General features: G+C 56.6%; 14 protein-coding genes and 2 tRNA genes. 5 read left to right on the top strand and 11 right to left on the bottom strand.

Features of this window, described 5'->3' with window-relative positions; genetic code table 11:
* Window positions 1-126: 126 nt before the first annotated feature.
* The 4 genes from glpA to glpK are packed head-to-tail and all read left to right on the top strand — an operon-like array spanning window position 127 to window position 6,084.
* On the top strand, window positions 127-1,872 hold the full coding sequence (gene glpA / locus HMPREF0574_RS03145) for an anaerobic glycerol-3-phosphate dehydrogenase subunit GlpA (RefSeq protein ID WP_004007238.1): 1,746 nt from the start codon (window positions 127-129) through the stop codon (window positions 1,870-1,872).
* Window positions 1,869-3,173 carry a glycerol-3-phosphate dehydrogenase subunit GlpB gene (gene glpB, locus HMPREF0574_RS03150; protein ID WP_004007239.1) on the top strand — a complete coding sequence of 435 codons (1,305 nt, stop codon included), beginning with the start codon at window positions 1,869-1,871 and terminating at the stop codon, window positions 3,171-3,173. Before glpA ends, glpB begins: the two co-directional genes overlap by 4 nt.
* On the top strand, window positions 3,170-4,489 hold the full coding sequence (locus HMPREF0574_RS03155) for an anaerobic glycerol-3-phosphate dehydrogenase subunit C (protein WP_004007240.1): 1,320 nt from the start codon (window positions 3,170-3,172) through the stop codon (window positions 4,487-4,489). Before glpB ends, HMPREF0574_RS03155 begins: the two co-directional genes overlap by 4 nt.
* 56 nt (window positions 4,490-4,545) lie before the next feature.
* Window positions 4,546-6,084 carry a glycerol kinase GlpK gene (glpK, locus tag HMPREF0574_RS03160; RefSeq protein WP_004007241.1) on the top strand — a complete coding sequence of 513 codons (1,539 nt, stop codon included), beginning with the start codon at window positions 4,546-4,548 and terminating at the stop codon, window positions 6,082-6,084.
* Window positions 6,085-6,110: 26 nt separating this feature from the next.
* On the opposite strand, the gene HMPREF0574_RS03165 is transcribed toward glpK, so the two are convergent.
* The 7 genes from HMPREF0574_RS03165 to leuC all read right to left on the bottom strand — a co-directional run bounded on the left by HMPREF0574_RS03165 (window position 6,111) and on the right by leuC (window position 13,111).
* Window positions 6,111-7,019, bottom strand: a complete 909-nt coding sequence (locus HMPREF0574_RS03165) for an ATP-grasp domain-containing protein (RefSeq protein ID WP_004007242.1) — start codon at window positions 7,017-7,019, stop codon at window positions 6,111-6,113.
* An 84-nt stretch (window positions 7,020-7,103) separates the two neighbouring features.
* A complete protein-coding gene (locus tag HMPREF0574_RS03170; protein ID WP_004007243.1) occupies window positions 7,104-8,231 on the bottom strand; it encodes a D-alanine--D-alanine ligase family protein in 1,128 nt (375 codons plus the stop codon).
* Between the two features lie 42 nt (window positions 8,232-8,273).
* Window positions 8,274-8,774 (bottom strand): DUF732 domain-containing protein, encoded by a 501-nt coding sequence (locus HMPREF0574_RS03175; RefSeq protein ID WP_004007244.1) that lies wholly within the window; start codon window positions 8,772-8,774, stop codon window positions 8,274-8,276.
* A gap of 39 nt (window positions 8,775-8,813) precedes the next feature.
* Complete coding sequence (locus HMPREF0574_RS03180; protein WP_004007245.1) at window positions 8,814-9,644, bottom strand: lysophospholipid acyltransferase family protein; 831 nt, start codon at window positions 9,642-9,644, stop codon at window positions 8,814-8,816.
* Window positions 9,641-10,960: a UDP-N-acetylglucosamine 1-carboxyvinyltransferase gene (gene murA / locus HMPREF0574_RS03185; protein WP_004007246.1), complete on the bottom strand. Its 1,320-nt coding sequence runs from the start codon at window positions 10,958-10,960 to the stop codon at window positions 9,641-9,643. Before murA ends, HMPREF0574_RS03180 begins: the two co-directional genes overlap by 4 nt.
* Before the next feature lie 85 nt (window positions 10,961-11,045).
* The gene (leuD, locus tag HMPREF0574_RS03190; RefSeq protein ID WP_004007247.1) at window positions 11,046-11,684 is read right to left on the bottom strand and encodes a 3-isopropylmalate dehydratase small subunit; all 639 of its coding nucleotides are present in this window, start codon (window positions 11,682-11,684) and stop codon (window positions 11,046-11,048) included.
* Window positions 11,685-11,710: 26 nt separating this feature from the next.
* Window positions 11,711-13,111 (bottom strand): 3-isopropylmalate dehydratase large subunit, encoded by a 1,401-nt coding sequence (leuC, locus tag HMPREF0574_RS03195; protein ID WP_004007248.1) that lies wholly within the window; start codon window positions 13,109-13,111, stop codon window positions 11,711-11,713.
* Between the two features lie 144 nt (window positions 13,112-13,255).
* Here leuC and HMPREF0574_RS03200 point away from each other — a divergent pair, with 144 nt between their 5' ends.
* Window positions 13,256-13,984 (top strand): IclR family transcriptional regulator, encoded by a 729-nt coding sequence (locus tag HMPREF0574_RS03200; protein WP_004007249.1) that lies wholly within the window; start codon window positions 13,256-13,258, stop codon window positions 13,982-13,984.
* Window positions 13,985-14,197: 213 nt separating this feature from the next.
* Here the strand turns inward: HMPREF0574_RS03200 and HMPREF0574_RS03205 are convergent.
* The 4 genes from HMPREF0574_RS03205 to HMPREF0574_RS03220 form a co-directional block, all read right to left on the bottom strand.
* Window positions 14,198-14,273: transfer RNA gene (locus HMPREF0574_RS03205), tRNA-Glu, on the bottom strand.
* Between the two features lies 1 nt (window position 14,274).
* Window positions 14,275-14,345, bottom strand: a tRNA-Gln gene (locus tag HMPREF0574_RS03210).
* A gap of 63 nt (window positions 14,346-14,408) precedes the next feature.
* Window positions 14,409-16,094 carry a methyl-accepting chemotaxis protein gene (locus HMPREF0574_RS03215; protein ID WP_004007250.1) on the bottom strand — a complete coding sequence of 562 codons (1,686 nt, stop codon included), beginning with the start codon at window positions 16,092-16,094 and terminating at the stop codon, window positions 14,409-14,411.
* Window positions 16,095-16,156: 62 nt separating this feature from the next.
* A complete protein-coding gene (locus tag HMPREF0574_RS03220; protein WP_004007251.1) occupies window positions 16,157-17,782 on the bottom strand; it encodes a methyl-accepting chemotaxis protein in 1,626 nt (541 codons plus the stop codon).
* Between the last annotated feature and the right edge of the window lie 27 nt (window positions 17,783-17,809).

A 17,809-nucleotide genomic window follows, 5' to 3' on the forward strand; every position in this document is an offset into this window, starting at 1 on the left:
AAAAATTCTGCCTGAACACTCTAAAATCGGTCACTCGTGCAACCAACTCCACCAAGAAACCCCGGTCAGGCGGCGCCACCAGCGCGAAATGCCCCCAGTGCCGTCTGCATCAGCTAGGCTTTTACCATGAGTTCCGTCACCCGCCTGCACGCTGACCTCGTTGTTATCGGGGGTGGCGCTACCGGTGCGGGGGTGGCTCGCGATGCCGCAATGCGCGGCTACGATGTCATTCTGTTGGAACGAGCCGATATAGGGCAAGGAACGTCTGCCCGTTATCACGGACTACTGCACTCGGGTGGACGCTACGTCATCTCGGACCCCGAATCTGCGACTCAATGCGCCGATGAAAATGCTATTTTGCGACGTATCAATGCTGATGCGCTGGAAGACGTCGGTGGTATGTTCGTGCTGACCCCCGACGACCCCGAAGACTATGCAGACCGTTTCCTACCAGCCGCCCTCAAAGCAGGGGTAACCTGCGAAGAAATCCCACTCAACACCGCTTTTAAGATGGAACCGCGACTCAATCCACAGATTAAACGCGCTTTCCGGGTCAATGATGGCGCAGTTGACGGATGGAAACTCATCTGGGGAGCCCTGGAATCCGCCCGGGAATACGGGGCAAAAATTCTGCCGTACCATCGAGTCCAGACAATCGTCGTTAGAGACGGCGCAGTCTGCGCGGTGTCAGCACGAAACGAAAAGACCGGCGCGGAGGTTCACGTTGATTGTCGCTTCATAATTAACGCCGCCGGTCCCTGGGCTGGTCAGATTGCTAAACTGGCAGGTGCCGATAATATAGAAATTATACCCGGTCGGGGTATAATGATTGGTTTTAATCAACGCTTGGTACATCATGTCATCAACCGTTGTGCCCTCTCCGGTGACGGCGACATCTTGGTGCCAGCTCACCCAATCTGCATCATTGGCACCACCGACCAGCCGGCGGCTAAACCAGATTTCCTGGACATAAAGCCGGAAGAAGTCCAACAAATGCTCGACAAGGGTGAGCAGTTGGTTCCTGGTTTGCGTCAAGCTCGCGCCCTGCACGTCTGGGCAGGAGCTCGCCCGCTGCTGCGTGATAGTCGCGTCAGCGCTAATGACACTCGGCACATGACGCGGGGTATGGCTATCCTCGACCACCAGGAACGCGATGACATCCGCGGTTTCCTGACCATCGCGGGTGGCAAACTCACGACTTACCGCCTGATGGCGGAAAAAGTCGTCAACATTATGTGTCACCAACTGCACGATAATCGGGTCTGCACCACTGCCCAAGAACCAGTTCCCTCCGCCCAAGCGCGCCGCTTCAGTCACCTGTCTGACCGGCTGCAAGCCCGAGAGACAGACCGCCACGACGACCCCATTATTTGTGAATGCGAATTGGTAAACCAGCGGATGATTCTGGAGACCCTGGCTGAAAATCCTTTGGCTAACATCGACGATTTACGCCGCCATCTGCGCATCGGTATGGGACCTTGCCAAGGCAGTTTTTGCGGGGCACGCACCGCGGGCATTATCCACGATTTTCGCTTGCAGAATCTCCCAACACCGCCCACTTCTGCGGTGGCAACTCCCCCAGATTCTCCCACTTCCAATACCGTTATCCCTGCCGCTACCACCTGCCCCGCGGCACTGCGTGCCGACGTCAGCACCACCATGCTGAACCTGTTCCTGTCCAACCGCTTGGGAGGAATTACTCCTATTCTCTACGGAGCATTGGCGCGTGAAATGGCTCTGCAGAGATGGATTATGGGAACCTTAGACTTGGAGCATTTGCCCGGTCCCACCTCGGAGTCTAGTCGAGCCACTGGCGACCTGGCTTTGAATCACGGCACAGATCATGCCGAACCGACAGGAGGTGCCCGATGAAAATCGCAGTAATCGGTGCCGGCTTGGCAGGTTTAAGCGCCGCGCTAATGGCTCGAGAAAAGGGATACCAAGTTACGGTATACACTAAAGGTATCGGCGGAATGGCGCTTTCTGCTGGTACCGGTGACTTATTGGGTTACCTCCCTAATGCCCCCCACTCAATCGTTGACAACCCCTACCAAGCCGTTACGAATCTGCCAGACAACCATCCCTATCACCAAATCGGAACACCGCACTTGCGCGCCGGGATGGAGTGGTATCGTCAAGCCCTGCCCGATTTTTGGGCTGCTGCCAACACCGCGAATGCAAACACGTTCTTAGCTTCTGCCCTCGGTTCCGTCCGACCTACTTACTTGGTTCCCCAAACCTGCGCCGCGGGGGCGCTGCACGACCAGATGAAACTGCTGGTAGTAGGCTTGAAACAGTTCAAAGACTTTCCCGCAACTCTCATCGCAGACAACCTCAATCGTGCTGAGCGGTTCTCACTTTCCGCCCGCGCCGTGACCCTGGACTTCAGCGGTCGCGGAGATGAAGCCGATGTCACTGCCACAGACTATGCCCGAAACTTGGACATCGCTGACCTAGATCCGCAGCGAGCCGGTAAACTGCGTCAAAAATTTGCGACCCTGCTGAATAACACGGTCAAAAGCGGAGAAACAATCCTCATTCCTGCTCTGCTGGGATTGAACCCGCAAACTTTTCGCGAATTTCAAGCCCTGGTTCACGCGCCGGTCGCCGAAGTTCCCACCGTTCCACCGTCTATCTTGGGTCGGCGCGCCTACGACATCCTGGTAAACAGCTGTCGCGAGGCTCGGGTGGACATCCGCACCAACTGCGAGGTTTTGTCAGCAGCCAGTAAGAACGGTACTGTGTCCGCGCTGCGGGTCGCACGCGCCGGGGGCGTGGACGAAGTCAAAATTGACGCGGTTTTGGACGCAGCGGGTGGGCTGACGTCGGGCAACTTTGAGCGAGACTCACACTTAAATATCCAAGAAAAGGTCTTTAATCTTCCTGTATTCACCCCCGTTCCAGAGGCTACCGGCTACATCAATTCCATTCACCAAATTGACCGAATAAATCGCCAGGAGCTAGAGAGAATTCTGATGTCAGGAGTAGCGGTCGACGCCACGATGCGTCCCGTTGACGAATCCGGGCACCGACTTTACGAAAACGTGTTTTGCTTGGGAGAAATGCTAGGAGCCTGCGCTCCGTGGCGCGAGCTGTCCGGGGAAGGTCTCGCCTTAGGCAGTGCCTGGGCAGCTGTGCAAGCTTTGGCGTCCCCTGAGAGGAGCCATTCATGACGCACCACACTGCACTCGACTATGCCAAAGCGAACTTAGCGCGCACTTCTCTGGATCAGTGCCTGAAATGCACCATCTGCGAGACGCAATGCCCGGTCCTGCGGGTTACTCCGAACTTTTCCGGACCCAAGTTCGTGGGTCCGCAAGCGGAACGGTTCCGCAAGGGGCAGTCAGTGGATAAGTCCCTCGATTACTGTTCCGGCTGTTCCATCTGCACCACCGTCTGCCCACAGGGGGTGAAAATTGCCGAGCTCAACGCCCAGGCTCGTGCCGTCATGAAAGCTGATCACATGCCTGTACGCGACCGCCTGATTACCCAAACGGAACTGGAAGGCAAACTGCTAACCCCGCTGGCCCCCCTCGCGAACGCTGCACTAGGGAACCGCCCGATTCGCAAGCTTGTGCAAGCCCTCATTGGGGTTCATGCCGACGCACCCACCCCGGTCGCTCAATCCACCAGCTTCTTGACCTGGTGGAGGAAACATGAAAAGGCGGTCTATGGCGGCCCCTATGTCCCGCATCGTACCCAGTCAACCAGGTACCTGCCTGCTGAAGCCCGGTGGCATCGCGGTCCTATCGTGTTCTTCCATGGTTGCGCCGGAGCGTACTTTGAACTGTCAACTTCCATCGCGACAGTCGAGGTGTTGGAATACCTGGGTTATCGCGTCATCGTCCCGAAACAGGGTTGCTGCGGTCTGGCATCGCAGTCCAACGGACTGTTCAATGAGGCTTCACGCAGCGTCTTGCAGCTGGCACGCCAGCTGCAGCGCGTCGGGAAACACCTGCAAATTGTTTCTTCTTCCGGATCTTGCGCGGGAATGCTGCGCCACGAAGCCCGCGAAATCATGGGACTAAACGATGCCGTGTTACAAGACGTGGGCGCGCGCCTGTTTGAAACTTCCGAATTCATCGCGCACCTGATGGACGAGGGAGAATTCCCGGAAGCAGACTTGCGACCGCTGAATCTGACTCTGACCTATCACCAGCCCTGCCAAGTGAAATCCCAGGGCATCGGCAAACCTGCGATACGGATGCTGGAAACCATTCCCGGTGTACACGTGGTGGACTCTGGACAGCCCTGCTGCGGTATCGCCGGAACCTACGGTCTGAAAAAAGAAAAATTCGCCGTGGCGCAAGCCATCGGCAAGCCGTTATTTGCAAAAATTAAAGCCGTCAATCCCCACCTCGCGGCTTGCGACACCGAGACGTGCCGCTGGCAAATCCGGAAAGGCACCGGTGCCGAAGTCGTTCACCCCATCGAGATTCTCGCACGTGCACTGGGATTGCCGAGTCAGGGCGCAAGCGGTTCTCCCTGAATGCTCCCCCAAAACGCCTCAGTCTGACGAAAAAACAATATGAAAGGAAGACAACGATGTCTCAGAAAAAATATGTGATGGCGATTGACCAGGGCACGACTTCGTCTCGGGCCATTATTTTTGACCACTACGGTCGCATAGTTTCGGTCGGTCAGATGGAGCATGAACAGATTTTTCCATCTCCCGGTTGGGTCGAACACGATGCTTCCGAAATCTGGTTCAACGTGCGGGAAGTCGTGGGGCGTGCCCTGGCTAACGCCACGAAACAAACTGGAATGGAGCTCAACCACCACGACATCGCTGCCCTGGGCATCACGAACCAGCGCGAAACCACGATTGTGTGGGACAAAAACACCGGTCAGCCCATATATAACGCGATTGTGTGGCAGGATACTCGTTCCCAAGACCTGGTGGACCGGTTGGCAGCAAACGGTGGACCGGATCGGTGGCGTCCGATAGTGGGCGAAACCCTGTCCACCTATGCGTCTATCACGAAAATTATGTGGATTTTGGAAAATGTGCCCGAAGCGCGGGAGCGTGCCGAACGAGGCGAGTTGCTGTTCGGCAACCCGGACACCTGGGTCATCTGGAACATGACCGGAGGCATTAACGGCGGTCTGCACGTCACCGACGTGACCAACGCTTCGCGCACCATGCTGATGGACCTTCACACTTTGCATTGGCGCGAGGACATCTGCCAGGAGGCCGGGATTCCCTTGAGCATGTTGCCTGAGATTCGTTCCTCGTCAGAAGTTTACGGTCAGTGCCGTCAGGATGGTTTACTGGCAGGAGTGCCGGTCGCCGGAGATTTGGGGGATCAGCAGGCCGCGACCTTTGGTCAGGCATGTTTCGAACCAGGAATGGCAAAGAATACCTACGGCACCGGTTGTTTCATGCTGATGAATACCGGCACCACCCCGATGCCCTCGGAAAATGGCATGATCACCACGGTTTGCTACAAGATTGGCAACGAGCCGACCGTCTATGCGTTGGAGGGGTCCATCGCCGTGACCGGCTCGCTGATTCAATGGCTGCGCGACAATCTGAACATTATCGCGGCTTCCGATGACGTGGAAGATTTGGCTTCCTCCGTGAAAGACAACGGTGGAGTCTATTTCGTGCCGGCATTTTCCGGGCTGTTCGCGCCTTACTGGAAGGGCGATGCTCGCGGGACGATTGTTGGCATGACTCGCTATAACACGAAAGCACACTTGGCACGTGCCGCCCTGGAAGCCACCGCATTCCAGACCAGGGAAGTCTTGGACGCGATGGAGTCAGATTCTCAAGTGCGCCTCGGCGAGTTGCGTGTTGACGGCGGGATGACGGCAAACAACCTGCTGATGCAGTTTCAGTCCGATATTTTGGGCGTACCGGTGGTGTTGCCCACAGTCGCCGAAACAACGGCTCTCGGAGCAGCCTACGCCGCCGGTATCGCCGTCGGCTTTTGGAGTGGTACCGCGGACGTCACCAATAACTGGCAGGAACACTACCGGTGGAACCCCACTATGGACCCGACAGAACGAGACCGCACCCTGCGCTTGTGGAAGAAAGCCGTGACCCGGACTTTTGACTGGGTTGACGAGGACGCTCGGTAAACCTCGACGGCTACCGAAAGAATCGCTTACCAGTAGTAACGCTGGACGATGGCGTCCACGAAGTTGTCCACGGCTTCGCTCGTTGATTCCAGATACAGGTTGCCTTCTACCAGCGATATTTCCATGACATAGTAGGAGCCTTTGCCGTCTGCTACCAGGTCAACACGACCATAAAGTACTTGAGTATCGTGCTCTGAGGTATGCTTAATGTAGTCGTGGACATAACGGCGCACCCGTTCGCCCCATCCCCATTCTTCCTGACTGGGATAACGAGCGGTGACAATCTGTTCCGGTTCGGGACCATCGCAGGCGGCGTGCAACATAGCCGTCTTTTGTACGGTGTGAGAAATGACCCCGTTGTAGTACACCAGGGAGACTTCGCCTTGCGTATCGACTTGCTCCAAGTAGCGTTGAATCATCACACCCGAACCGCTCGCCAGCAGATCCATAGCATGTTCGATAGCTTCGCGTCGGGAATCGGCGGAAGTCGAAGTGTAGCGCCCCACCCCGCGCCCCCCGCTAGAGATGGTCGGCTTCACCACGAAGTCACCAAAGGCGGGGAAACGGGAGTGCACCTGGTGTTTAGTTAAGTTCTGTTCAGGTTCCAGCCAAATAGTCGGGATGATGGGCATTCCCAGCTTTTCCAGCTCACGCAGATAATGCTTATCTATGTTCCATTCCAGGATTTCGGGGCTGTTCAGCAACTTTGGCACGGAATGCGCCCACTTCAGGAATTCCTCATGGCAGTGCGAATAGTTCGGTGTCGAACGCAACACAGCGAAACGACCTTCTGACCAGTCCACGCTGGGGTCGTCCCAGTTGCGCAAGACGGGTTCGATACCGTGGTCACGCAAGGCATCGCACAAGTACTGGTCACCTTCCAGCCCGTGGGGAGTCTCGGAGCTCATTACCAAAATGACTTTATTGTCTGACATCGTTGTCCTTTCGATTTACATTCATTCTATCTGTAGTTTTGGTTGACGGGTCCCCTCCGGGCGGGACAATAACTGGACCGCGGCTCACCGCAACCCTTGCGGATGAGCCAAAGCCAGCTCGATGAGTTCGGTAACCAGGTCTGTGTAGGACAGCCCGACGTTCTCCCACATTCCCGGATATAGGGAATAGGGCGTCATGCCGGGCATAGTGTTGACTTCGTTGAGGATAATTTCCCCGGTATCAGGCACATAGAAAAAGTCCACTCGACTCAGCCCCTCGCCACCCAGAATCTGGAAAGCCTGGCGGGCGTAGCTCTGAATTTGCGCCGCAACCCCGGCGGGAATCTGGGCGGGAATCTGCAGCTGCACCGCCTCATTCGCGAAATACTTGGATTGGAAATCGTACATTCCAGGGGTGGAAACCATCACGACCTCCCCCGGTGGAGTGGTTCGGGGGGCTCCTCCGGCACGACCTTCCAACACGGCACACTCAATTTCACGAGCGCCCTGCACCGCGGCTTCCACGATAACTTTCGGGTCATGACGGCGTGCCGCGACGACCGCAGCCTCAAAGTCCTGCCACGAGTCCACCCTGGTGACCCCCAGGGAAGACCCGGCACGTGCCGGCTTCACAAAGACCGGCAAACCCCAAGACAAAATCGGGGTCGGGACTTCGTCCGCACGGTGACGCCAATCGAAATCGCTGATGACGTGGTAGCGCCCCACCGGAATTCCCCCGTGCTCCAAGAGGACTTTCGCACACCCCTTGTCCATACCGTTAGAGGAGGCTCCCACCCCGCACCCGGTATAGGGCACGCCAACCATCTCACACAGACCCTGAATGGTCCCGTCCTCCCCATAAGGTCCGTGCAACAGTGGCATCACCACGTCAATGCGCCCCAGGTCCTTAATGGGAGAGCTGGGGGTGCGGGAATCCCAAAAGAATAGATGCTGGTTTTGTGGCACCAGCGCCACAAAAGTCCCGTTATCCTCAATTTCAGCGCCCTGACCATCCTGCAGACGCAGCGAATCGGACTCATCGGGCATCAACACCCACGCTCCGGCCTTAGTGATTCCAATCGGTACCGGTTCAAAACGTGTGCGGTCGATATGGTCGAGTACTCCCGCTGCGGTGGCGCAAGAAATCGAGTGTTCCCCGCTGCGTCCGCCAAAAATAACCGCTACCCTGGTCTTTTGTTCGCCTTTACTCATGGGTAAAACTTTAGTCCTTTCAGTGGATTTTCTTGAATTTCTCTAGGCTGGCTCAGTGACGGTAGGCGTGGGAGCCGGTTTGGGGGCAAAGTTTTCCAGCCAGCCGTCCAATTTAGATTCCTGTTTGGGACACAGGGACATCGCCGCGGATTGCTCGACCCCGATCCAGAATTGCACCTGCGTTGCGGGCATCGGCAGCTTGTCGGAGTCAAAGCCGCTGTCACTTTCGGAAATAAACGCCAACACCTGGGTCGGATTCCAACCGGATTCCAGCTTTCCGCACGCCCGCCACCCCATTTTGGTGACCTCTTTGCGCAGTTCGGGTGGGAAACCGGGGTTCAGGAAAGTAATCTGTTTCCAATAGGTCTGTTCCCGAGCGGAAACATCGGCGGAGCGCTGCTCTGGATGGTTGCCATTGAGATGACCAAATTCCCACGCCAGCAGCAATCCGGCAGCAAAGAAAACGAAAGCCCCTATCATGGTTTTTTTCATTTTCCGGTCCCAGATAGCCTCGTCGGCGTCATCTTCGGAGTCTCGCAACACTCGCCCCCTTTCATCTCCGGGTGTTTAGCAAGGTCAGGTCTAACGCGATTTTTTCCCACTCTTAGCGCGATTTTTCTTACGTCCGTAGCGGTCGCCGTCAACCTTCATATCCCACACTTTCGCGGGAGGTTCTTCACCAGGTCGCAGACTCCGCAACAGTCCCGTCAGGTCTGCCATAATCCGCCGGGTCGCCTCAGTAACAGCCTCGGGCTCGTCATGTTTCCCGTAGAGGTCGCTCAAGTCGACGGGGGAACCTGCCACCAGCGACACCCGACCACGAGGTGGCCAGTGCAGTTTTCCATAAGGCGCCAAGGTCTTATGCGATCCCCACTGGGCGACGGGCACGACCGGGACGTGAGTTTCCAACGCCAAACGCGCCGCGCCGGTATGTCCTTTCATCGGCCACAGTTCGGGGTCACGAGTGAGGGTACCTTCCGGGAACATTCCCACGCACTCTCCCACTTTCAGGGCAGCTTTGGCGGCAATCAAGGAATCCGCCGCATGGGAGGTCTCCCGAAACACCGGAATCATCCGGGAATGTCGGGCACAAAAACCCACCACCGGCCAGTGCATCATTTCTTCTTTCACCAACATGCGCGGGGAATAGTGATTAGCCACCAAGAATTGCGCAAACGTGACCGAGTCGATTTCCGTAACATGGTTGGACACAGCGATGAAACCACCGCTCTCAGGCAGGTGTTCCACCCCCGCATAGTGCCGCTTCATCAGCGCTATCAGCGCTCCGCGCACCGGCAGCGAAGCCCAAAAATACACCCACCCCATCGCGGGACGACCCGCCCGGTTCAGCCGAAAAGGACGGGAAAACTGCGCGACCAGCCTGGTGCGGTCAGGACCAGAAAATTTCGTCATGAGTGCAGCTCCACCCGTGCGTCCAACGCCCTGAGCTTGTTCATAAAGTTTTCATAGCCACGATTGATGATGTCCACCCCGGAAACATTCGATACGCCCTGCGCCGCCAAAGCTGCAATCAGGTGCGAGAAACCGCCACGCAAATCCGGAACCTCGATATCTGTGCCATGCAACGGGGTCGGTCCCGAGATGACCGCGGAATGGTAAAAGTTCCGTGCGCCGAAACGACACTGCAGTCCGCCCAAGCACTCGCGATAGACCTGAATATGCGCCCCCATCCGACGCAGCGCTTCGGTGAAACCGAAACGATTTTCATACACTGTCTCGTGCACAATCGACAAACCCTGAGCCTGCGTCAGCGCCACCACCAGAGGCTGCTGCCAGTCAGTCATGAAACCGGGATGGACATTAGTTTCCAGCACAATCGATTTCAAATCGCCCCGGGTACCGTGACGGAACCGAATCGAATCCTCAGTAATGTCGAAATCCCCGCCAACCTTGCGGAACGTGTTGAGGAAGGTCATCATGTCAGCCTGGCGGGCACCCTTGACCGTGATGTCTCCCCCAGTCACCAGTGCCGCGGAGGCCCAGGAAGCCGCCTCAATCCGATCCGGCAGGGCGGTATGGGTAAATCCGCGCAGCTCATCAACTCCCTCGATGCGGATGACTCGATCGGTGTCCACGGAAATAATTGCGCCCATCTTTTGCAAGATAGCAACCAAATCCATAATTTCGGGCTCTACCGCTGCCCCGCGCAGCTCAGTGATGCCCCGTGCCCGCACCGCGGTTAGCAAGGTTTGTTCGGTAGCTCCCACGCTCGGGTAGGGCAACTCGACTTTCGTACCCTCCAACCCGTTGGGGGCGGAGAGGTGAATGCCATTAGGGAGTTTCTCTACTTCTGCCCCGAAAGCCCGCAACGTATTCAGATGAAAATCAATGGGCCGCCCGCCGATATTGCAGCCGCCCAGATTAGGAATAATCGCCTCGCCCAGCCGATGCAGCAGCGGTCCGCACAGCAAAATGGGGATACGCGACGAACCGGCGTGCCGGTCAATGTCATGCACAGAAGCCGCGACGACCTGGGCGGGATTCATCGTCAACACGCCCTCGGTCTTGTCAAAGTCGACGGCAACCCCGTGCAAGTTCAGCAGTTTCGTGACCACTTCAACGTCACGAATGTCCGGCACCGACGCCAGCTGGGATGTTTCCGGGGAAAGTAACGAGGCCACCATAGCTTTGGGGACCAGGTTCTTGGCTCCCCGCACGGTTATCTCGCCCTGCAGCGGTCGCCCGCCATTCACCTGCAAAACCGACATCGGCTTCCTTCCGTCAACTCAATAGGGTCCTCCTATTTTACCCCGTGACGCTCGCCCCCCGTGTTAGGGGCGCCGCGTCCGGCGCCTAGTTCACGGGGCGAGCAGACTGAACCGGCTGCGGCGGCAGGTGTTTCGCCGGCAGGGTCTGAGGTTTAAAGGACGGACGGCGCGCTTCATAGGCAGCGATGGCGTCCTCATCGCGCAGGGTCAGCGAAATATCGTCCAGACCTTCCATTAGACGCCAGCGCGTGTAATCATCAATAGCGAAACTGCAGGTGAAATCGCCGACGCTGGCGGTACGTGCCTCTAAATCTACGCAGACTTCCGCCCCCGGACGCGCTTGCAGAAGCTCCCAAAGCCGGTCGCAGTCATCCTGGCTGATGACCCCGGTCACCAAACCTTGTTTCCCGGCATTGCCGCGGAAAATATCAGCAAATTTCGGCGAGAGGATGACTTTGAAACCGTAATCGCGCAGCGCCCAGACCGCGTGCTCGCGGCTGGAGCCGGTGCCAAAGTCTTTTCCAGCCACGAGGACGGTTCCCGGTCGGTAAGCCTCTTGGTTCAGCACAAACTTCGGGTCTGTGCGCCAGGCGGCAAACAGCGCATCATCAAACCCGCTCTTTGTCACACGCTTCAAATAAACCGCCGGAATGATTTGGTCGGTGTCCACGTTCGTGACCTGCAGCGGAACTCCCACACCGGTATGCTTCGTAAACTTTTCCATTTGTTTCCCTCTTTTCCAGGCTGTTTCTATAGGTCGTTGGGGGCACTGAGCGTGCCACGAATCGCGGTAGCGGCAGCCACCAGCGGACTCACCAGGTGGGTGCGCCCGCCTTTGCCCTGCCGTCCCTCGAAGTTGCGGTTGGATGTCGAAGCTGAGCGCTCACCGGGTACGAGTTTGTCCGGGTTCATTGCCAAGCACATGGAACACCCCGCGTTACGCCACTCGGCACCGAAATCGCGGAAAATTTGATCCAGACCTTCCCGTTCTGCCTGCAGCCGCACTCGCGCCGACCCCGGCACCACCAGCACCCGCACGTCCGGGCTCTTGTGACGACCCTTCACGACCTCGGCAGCGGCACGCAAATCCTCCAAACGCCCGTTCGTGCACGAGCCGATAAATACCGTGTCCACTTTCACGTCACGCATTTTTGTGCCCGGCCGCAAATCCATGTATGCCAGGGCTTTCTCCGCAGTCAGGCGTGCGGTTTCATCACTTAGAGTGGCAGGGTCGGGCACTTCCCCGCTCAACGCTACCCCCATTCCGGGGTTCGTCCCCCAAGTCACAAACGGCTCCAGGGCGTCGGCATCAATCTCGATTTCCGCATCGTAGACCGCGTCGGCGTCGCTCGGCAGGGTTCGCCAGTACGCTACTGCAGCATCCCAGTCTGCTCCCGCGGGGGCGTGCGGGCGACCCTTCAGGTAGGCAAAAGTCGTGTCGTCCGGCGCAATCATGCCGGCACGCGCCCCGGCTTCGATAGACATATTGCAGATCGTCATCCGCGCTTCCATCGATAAATCCTCGATGGCGGAACCGCGGTATTCCAGGACGTAACCTTGCCCACCGTTTGTGCCAATCTTCGCAATAATCGCCAGTATCAGGTCTTTCGAGGTCACACCCGGTTTCAAATGCCCGGAAACATTGATTGCCATGGTCTTAAAAGGCGCTAGTGGCAAGGTTTGAGTCGCTAACACATGCTCGACTTCCGAGGTGCCGATTCCAAAAGCCAGCGCCCCAAAAGCCCCGTGGGTAGACGTATGCGAATCGCCGCAGACGATGGTCATTCCCGGCTGGGTCAGCCCCAGCTGCGGACCAACCACGTGGACGATGCCCTGGTCAGCGTCTCCCAGAGAGTGCAGGCGGATTCCGAACTCCGTGGCATTTTTCCGCAAGGTTTCAAGTTGCAGTGCGGAAGTCGGGTCGGCGATGGGACGGTCGATGTCTTGTGTCGGAGTGTTGTGATCCTCGGTCGCGAGCGTCAGTTCGGGGCGGCGCACCTTACGTCCGGCTTGGCGCAGCCCGTCAAATGCCTGCGGACTGGTCACTTCATGGCACAGCTGCAGGTCAATATAGAGCAAGTCTGGTGCTCCGTTTTCACCTTTTTTCACCACGTGGTCGCGCCATACTTTTTGTGCAAGCGTCTCACCCATTTTGCCTCTTTTCGTCGCGCAGCTCGAACCGTTCGCCCGTTGGGGACGGCGCGGGGGTTCCGCTGGTTTTCCTCTTGTTACCAATATGTACCCGGCATTACCAGCCAACTTGCATTTCACAATGTGAGATGGCAATATCAAGGTATGGACAAGTCTAGCGCAAATTCCGGAGTAGGGGTACTCGACAAAGCAGTACTGATTCTTTCAACGTTAGAGGCCGGTCCCGCGACCCTAGCGCAACTGGTAGACACTACGCATCTGGCGAGACCCACGATTTATCGACTGGCGGTCGCTTTGGAGCATCATCGCTTCTTGACCCGCGATATCCAAGGTCGCTTTACCCTGGGTCCCCGTCTAGCGGAACTGGCAGGAGCAGCCGGGGACGACAGACTGTTGAGCGTCGCCACACCGGTGCTGACTGCCCTACGGGACCACACTCACGAGTCTTGCCAACTGTATCGACGTCAAGGCGACCAACGAATTTGTGTGGCTGCCGCCGAACGCCCCATTGGTTTGCGCGACTCGATTCCGGTGGGAGCCACCCTCACTATGCAGGCTGGATCAGCTGCCCAAATCTTGCTCGCGTGGGAGGAACCGGAACGCCTGCACCGCGGACTGCGGGGAGCGGCGTTCAACGCCACTATGCTTTCAGAAGTGCGTCGGCGCGGCTGGGCACAATCGGTGGGAGAACGCGAACCAGGCGTCGCCTCCGTGTCCGCCCCGGTACGCGGTGCGACCGGTCGCGTGGTTGCTGCCGTGTCTGTCTCGGGACCTATCGAGCGCTTGGGACGCCAGCCCGGTCGTGCCCACGGCACCGCCGTTGTCGCCGCCGCCAACCGCTTGAGCGAATTCCTGCGCCGCGACGAGGAATAACCCGGTTAATCCACCCAAAATACATGTAGACGTCTTTGCAACACTGAATTATCTTCTGTCTATTCAAAGACGATACGCCTGCGCAGGTTTAATAGTTTCAATCAGTTTCCATGCTGCTGTGCCGGGAGTGGACGAAGGAGTTCTAACCAAAAAACTGCGCGATTTCCGCGCAGTTTTGGCAAACATCTATGCAGTTTGAGACCTCTTAAGAGGTGGTACCCCCAACCGGATTTGAACCGGTGTTACCGCCGTGAGAGGGCGATGTCCTAGGCCGCTAGACGATGGGGGCGCTGGGGTACCAGGATTCGAACCTAGACTGAGTGAACCAGAATCACTAGTGCTGCCGTTACACCATACCCCATAACACTCGATACAAAAAACTCTGACGAGCTTTCCGCACCGAGTGTCAAGGTTACCCTAATAGCTAGGCATTTGGCAAGTCGTCAGATTTGCCTTTCTTTTCATAGACCAACGACGAGATGCTGTCATACATTCCTTGCGAGGCTTCCACCAGTTCGTCCGAAGCGTGCTGGAGGGTTTCCACGCCCTTGCCGGCTTCCTGGGCAATCTGCTGGTACTGAGAAATGGTTTCCGCAATAGAAGCCGAACCAGTCGCTGCTTCCGCAACAGAACGGCTCATTTCGTTGGTCGTGGCAGTCTGTTCTTCCACGGCTGCTGCGATAGTGGTCTGGTAATTGTTGATCTGATTGATGATGTCAGAAATCTTTTCGATTGCTGCCACCGCTCCATCCGTATCCGCCTGAATAGCCGTAATCTTGGCGGTGATGTCATCGGTGGCTTTACCAGTTTCCTGAGCCAAATCCTTAACCTCACCCGCTACCACTGCAAAGCCTTTGCCGGCATCACCGGCACGTGCCGCCTCAATAGTGGCGTTCAAAGCCAGCAAGTTGGTCTGCTCAGCGATGGCAGTAATGGTGTTTACCACGTCCCCAATCTCACGTGAGGAGACCCCCAGCTTAGAAACTGTTTCACTGGTCCGCTGCGCCACTTCGGTAGCCTCTCCAGCCACCCTGGCAGCTTCGTTAGCGTTGGAAGAAATTTCTCGAATCGAGGCACCCATTTCTTCCGCACCGGCAGCCACAGTCTGAATGGACTGGGTCACATCCCCGGCAGCGCCAGCCACCACCTGAGTCTGGGCGATGACTTCCTCAGTTTCCTTGTGCCCCTCGTCGATACCGTCTCCGACTGCTTTCGCCACCGAATTGACCTTTTGAGCCGTCGCGGCGGCAGAACCGACAATCTGACGCAGATTTGCCAAACTCTCATTGAGCTTCATCGCTATGTCGCCGAGTTCATCATTCATCAGAATCTCGGCTTCATCCGTCATGTCGCCCTTAGACAGAGACTCGATAGAATCGCCGGTATTAGCCACGGTCTTACGCAAGATACGGCGCACAAATACCCCAATCAGCAGCGCAATAGTCAGCACCACCAGGTAAACGACTGCCATAATAATCAAAACAGCAGTCGCCATCGTCTCGGACTGTTCGTTAGCGTCATCCATCTTGGATTTCAAAGCGTTGACAATCTGCGGGACCAGGTCGTTGAGTTGATTAACCAAGTCCCGCGCATCAATAGCCGCGGCTTCTTCGCCCTTGCCCTGGTTGACCAGTTCGTTCATCTGGTTGGCCTTAGCTGTAAACTTCTTCGTCACATCTGTGGCCTGAGCCACCAGCGGCGCGATAGTCTGATCGTCAATCTTTGACATTTCCTCCATTCTCTGATTCGTCAGCTCCGTGAAGTGCTTAATGTCCTCGGTAGTCGCCTTCATCAAGCCCTCGCGCGCTTCGGGACTGATGGTCTGGGACGCGCCGATCTGTTTGAGCTCGCGTCCCGAGGCAATCAAACGCGTAATGTCATAGTGCAACGCTTGAGCTGACTCGACTTGAGCCTGTTCAGCTACAAAGGCTTGCGTGGAGTTGCCATAGAAGCGCACCCCCACCACGAAAATCAGCAGCATCACCAACAGACCAGCGACACCGGATGCACCGATGGCACCAATTTGGACTGCCAGAGGCAGTCGCGGCATTTTCTTTCCTTTGGCGTTAACCCGCGCTTTATCTGCTTTCTTAACCGCCGCATCACTCATTTTCTTTTCTCCAGTATTCGCGCTCACTGTACTTTCTAAATCCGTAGTCACAGTCGTCCTCCCTAGTACTTGAACTCATTGAGTCGGGTCACCAGGTCGTGTGACTCTGTAGCCAGTACGCCCATCTTTTGATCCACATCAGCGAACCGTTCCGCCAAATTGTTGGTGTTGCGTGCGATATCCGCAACATTTTCCGCGATGGTGGTGGAACCGTCAGCAGCCTCCGAAACCGACCGGCTCATTTCGTTGGTCGTAGCGGTCTGTTCCTCAACCGCCGCCGCAATAGTGGTCTGGTAATCATTGATGGAGGCGATGATGTTAGAGATTTCTTCGATGGCGGCTACCGCGGCCTGAGTATCTGTCTGAATCTGCTCGACCTTCACGGCGACTTCCTCAGTGGCTCGCCCCGTTTCTGCCGCCAAGTCCTTGACCTCGCTAGCGACCACGGCAAAGCCTCGTCCGGCGTCTCCCGCTCGTGCGGCCTCAATAGTGGCGTTCAGAGCCAGCAGGTTCGTCTGTTCCGCTACCGCCGTAATCGTCTCGATAACCTCACCAACCTCGCGGGAGGACTCCCCCAGCTTAGCCACGGTTTCATTCGTTTGCTGGGCGACTTCCGAGGCTTCCTTGGCGACTCCGGCAGCCGCGTTGGCGTTAGAAGAAATCTCTTTGATAGAGACGCTCATTTCCTCCGCACCGGCGGCTACGGTTTGAATGGAGCGAGAAACCTGCTCTGCCGCTGCCGCTCCGCTGTTGATGTAGTCAGTAGCCTTCTGAGTCGCAGCCACCGCGCCGCGCGAGCCTTCCCCAATGCCTTCGGTAATCTTGCCAACATTCTCAGCCGTCCCTATGGTTACGGTGAGGCTTTGACGCAAACCGCTCATAGCATCGTTGAAGTGGTCGCCCATATCGCCGACCTCATCGCTGCTGTAACGCTGCACCTCGGCTGTAAAGTCGCCTTGCGTCAGTTTTTCCATCCCCGCAGAAAGAGCGTGAACAGACTTAATCATAGGAGCTACCAGCATACGAACCAGCATGAATACTAACGCGGCCCCAATGGCGAGAATAATGATGGAAACAACGACGGTGGTGCTTTCGGTAGTCGCCTGCGCCCGCGCGGAAGCCTCACTTTCGGCTTCGTAAGTGTCCAACAGAGCGCGGGACTTGTCCGCAAAAGTGAAACCGTTTTCTTGCTGGAACTGCGCAAAAACGTGTGCAGCCTGCAGAGCTTTAGCTTTATTCCCAGATGCGTTTCCAGTGAATTCACCCCAAGCAGCGGTATAGTTTTCCACTGCGCCATGCATATCCGCAAGCAGGGCTTTTTGCTCACTACTAAAAGAGGCTTTTTCCATTTCGCTGAGACGATCATTAACTTTCCCCAGCAGTTCATTGACCTCGTTGATAGTATCGCCAGAGCCGCTCAAGTTATCAATCTTTCCGGACTGAAGCTGAGTGAGCAGCATAATGTCCTGGGACCGGAGGTTGGACCAGTTAATCCTGGCGTCTTCCACCATCTCTACTTCATCGAAACTAGCAACTTCGGTTTGGAATATCCCCCGATATGCCTGCAGAGATATAATCATGTAGATGAGCATCAGACCCAACAGCACTGCCGCGAGCAGCGCTATAATGTGGGTCTTCATCGAGACAGAAAGCTTCTTTGTTTTCACTTGTAACTCCTGATTATTCACATTTGTGTCAATCGGATAGTGCCAGAC

Origin of the sequence: Mobiluncus curtisii subsp. curtisii ATCC 35241, assembly GCF_000146285.1 — a bacterium.
Classification (GTDB): Bacteria; Actinomycetota; Actinomycetes; order Actinomycetales; family Actinomycetaceae; genus Mobiluncus; species Mobiluncus curtisii.

Excerpts from the sequence above, each read along its gene's own strand:
- HMPREF0574_RS03200 (WP_004007249.1), top strand. The coding sequence starts at position 13,256 with ATGGACAAGTCTAGCGCAAATTCCGGAGTAGGGGTACTCGACAAAGCA.
- HMPREF0574_RS03170 (WP_004007243.1), bottom strand. The coding sequence starts at position 8,231 with ATGAGTAAAGGCGAACAAAAGACCAGGGTAGCGGTTATTTTTGGCGGA.
- HMPREF0574_RS03165 (WP_004007242.1), bottom strand. The coding sequence starts at position 7,019 with ATGTCAGACAATAAAGTCATTTTGGTAATGAGCTCCGAGACTCCCCAC.
- glpA (WP_004007238.1), top strand. The coding sequence starts at position 127 with ATGAGTTCCGTCACCCGCCTGCACGCTGACCTCGTTGTTATCGGGGGT.
- HMPREF0574_RS03155 (WP_004007240.1), top strand. The coding sequence starts at position 3,170 with ATGACGCACCACACTGCACTCGACTATGCCAAAGCGAACTTAGCGCGC.
- murA (WP_004007246.1), bottom strand. The coding sequence starts at position 10,960 with ATGTCGGTTTTGCAGGTGAATGGCGGGCGACCGCTGCAGGGCGAGATA.
- HMPREF0574_RS03180 (WP_004007245.1), bottom strand. The coding sequence starts at position 9,644 with ATGACGAAATTTTCTGGTCCTGACCGCACCAGGCTGGTCGCGCAGTTT.
- glpB (WP_004007239.1), top strand. The coding sequence starts at position 1,869 with ATGAAAATCGCAGTAATCGGTGCCGGCTTGGCAGGTTTAAGCGCCGCG.
- glpK (WP_004007241.1), top strand. The coding sequence starts at position 4,546 with ATGTCTCAGAAAAAATATGTGATGGCGATTGACCAGGGCACGACTTCG.
- leuD (WP_004007247.1), bottom strand. The coding sequence starts at position 11,684 with ATGGAAAAGTTTACGAAGCATACCGGTGTGGGAGTTCCGCTGCAGGTC.
- leuC (WP_004007248.1), bottom strand. The coding sequence starts at position 13,111 with ATGGGTGAGACGCTTGCACAAAAAGTATGGCGCGACCACGTGGTGAAA.
- HMPREF0574_RS03215 (WP_004007250.1), bottom strand. The coding sequence starts at position 16,094 with ATGAGTGATGCGGCGGTTAAGAAAGCAGATAAAGCGCGGGTTAACGCC.